The sequence below is a fragment of the Acerihabitans arboris genome (genome assembly GCF_010131535.1).
Classification (GTDB): Bacteria; Pseudomonadota; Gammaproteobacteria; order Enterobacterales; family Enterobacteriaceae; genus Acerihabitans; species Acerihabitans arboris.
Genome location: NZ_WUBS01000048.1, coordinates 1 through 2,122, shown reverse-complemented (window position 1 = coordinate 2,122; position 2,122 = coordinate 1). Strand labels below are relative to the sequence as shown.

Genomic DNA, 2,122 nt, shown 5'->3' with positions numbered 1-2,122 from the left:
TGTCAACATCGTGAAGCGGTGGCCCCTTTTCAACGTTTCCGTTGTCCACTGTTTATCGTTTTAACGTCCGCTCATTATCGCGTCATCTGACGCACTCTTTGCCGATAACATTCCTGCCTTGCGTTTATCTTTCAGCCGGTAGCTTTGCCCCTTTATATTGACCGTGGTTGAGTGGTGCAGTAAGCGGTCCAGGATCGCCGATGCCAGCACGTTATCGCCGAACACTTCTCCCCAGTCCACGAAGCTTTTATTCGAGGTCAGTATGATGCTCGCTTTTTCATAACGCCGATTCAGTAGCCGGAAGAACAGGCTCGCCTCTTCCCGCGTCATCGGCAGATAGCCGATTTCATCGAGGATCAGCACCCGGCTATAGCTTAACAGTTGGATCTGCCTCTCCAGGCGGTTTTCCTGTTTGGCTTTGAGTAGCGTTGCCATTAGTTTATCCAGCGGCGTGAACAGCACCCGGTGTCCACCATCCGCTGCTTTGACGCCCAGGGCCACCGCCAGATGGGTTTTCCCCACCCCCGGCGGACCCAGCAAGATAACATTTTCATTGCGCTCCACGAACGCCAGTCCCGCCAACTCGCGGATCACTTTGCGATCTATTCCCGGCTGGAAGGTGAAGTCGAACTGCTCCAGCGTTTTTATCCAGGGTAACCGGGCCTGCTTGAGCCGTGATTCCAGGCCCCGGCTACGGCGCCCGTTCCATTCCTGTGACAAGGCGCGGATCAAGAACTCCCGGTAGTTCAGTTCTTCTTTCGTGGCCTGCTCCAGCAGGTTTTCTACCGCGCCGCTCAGATGGTCCATTTTCAGCCGGGTCAGTAAATTTTCCAGTTCGTTCATCACTGTAGTCCCTCATAGACATCCAGCGGTCGTTGCTCTACCTGGCAGGTCCGCTGCCACAGCGCCTGATGATGTTCCGGCACCGTCTGCCAACCGGCGGTGGCCGGTGACAACTGATGGCGGGCGATAAGTTCATCATTGCCGTAGACGCGTAACTCGTCGTCCAAGGTAATGCGTACCGTGACCTGACGCCCGCACCAGGCTTCGGGCAGGCTGTAACGGTTGCCCCGCACGTCGATGTAGCTATCCCAGGCTGCCTGGCGGGTGTCGTGGTAACTGGTCTCGAACGGCCCGGCGGGTAACGGTTGCAGGGCGACTTTTTCCACCTCGAACCGCGCCAACGGTGTCTGATGGAACTGGCGCAGGTCGCGTTGATCAGCCTCTTGCGCCAGCCAGTGGGTCAGGAGTTGATTGACGTGCGCAAAACTGTCGAACCGGCGATAGTGAACGAAGAAGTTGTGTTTCACATAACCCACCATGCGCTCCACTTTCCCTTTAGTCCTGGGCCGGTGAGGCCGGCAGGCGCGGGGGATAAAGCCATAGTGCTTCGCCAGCGACTGGAAGCCGGCGTTGAAGATAACCTCACCGGTATTATTGTGTTTGAGCACCGCGGCCTTCTGGTTATCAACCAGTACGGTTTTCACGCTGCCGCCGAAGTAGCCGAACGCCTGCACCAGCGATTCGTAAGTGTGCTCCGCATCCTGGCAAGGCGCGGCGAAAACATGGAAGCGGCGTGAGTAGCCCAGCGTGTTGACCGCGAAGTTGATTTTACAAGGCAGGCCCGCCACTTCGGCTTCCACTTCACCCCAGTCGTGCTGCAGTTGATAACCGGGTTGTGTTTCGAAGCGGACGGTTTCGCGGCCATGCCGGAGCCGGCGTTTGGGCTGGATATATTCCCGCAGCACCGTGGTGCCGCCGTCATAGCCTTGCGCTTTGATTTCCTGGAAAATCACTTGCGCGTTCCAAACATGTTCGCTCAGGCGCGTATCGATAAAGTCCATATAGGGTTCAAGTTTGCGCATACGCCGCCGTGAAGGCACTTGGCGAGGACATTCAGGCTCGGACAGGTGACGCCTGACTGTGCGTTCGGAGCAGCCAATCTGGCGGGCAATGTCGATAATATAAGCGCCATGGATGCGCATTTGTTTTATCATTAGATGGTCCTCTCTGCTTAACATGGCGCTTCCTTTTTCGGTGTAGGAACCTTAAAGAAAGACCATGTTGGGTGGAGTGGACAACTTTTCCGATGAATTACGACCTTATATCAGCGATGCCGACA

General features: G+C 56.1%; 2 protein-coding genes. Both read right to left on the bottom strand.

Annotated features, from left to right (window positions below; translation table 11 throughout):
* Window positions 1–60: 60 nt before the first annotated feature.
* Window positions 61–843 carry an IS21-like element helper ATPase IstB gene (gene istB, locus GRH90_RS25800; RefSeq protein ID WP_162368808.1) on the bottom strand — a complete coding sequence of 261 codons (783 nt, stop codon included), beginning with the start codon at window positions 841–843 and terminating at the stop codon, window positions 61–63.
* Entirely contained in the window at window positions 843–2,021 is a 1,179-nt protein-coding gene (gene istA, locus GRH90_RS25795; protein ID WP_162368807.1) for an IS21 family transposase, read from the bottom strand. Before istA ends, istB begins: the two co-directional genes overlap by 1 nt.
* Window positions 2,022–2,122: the final 101 nt, after the last annotated feature.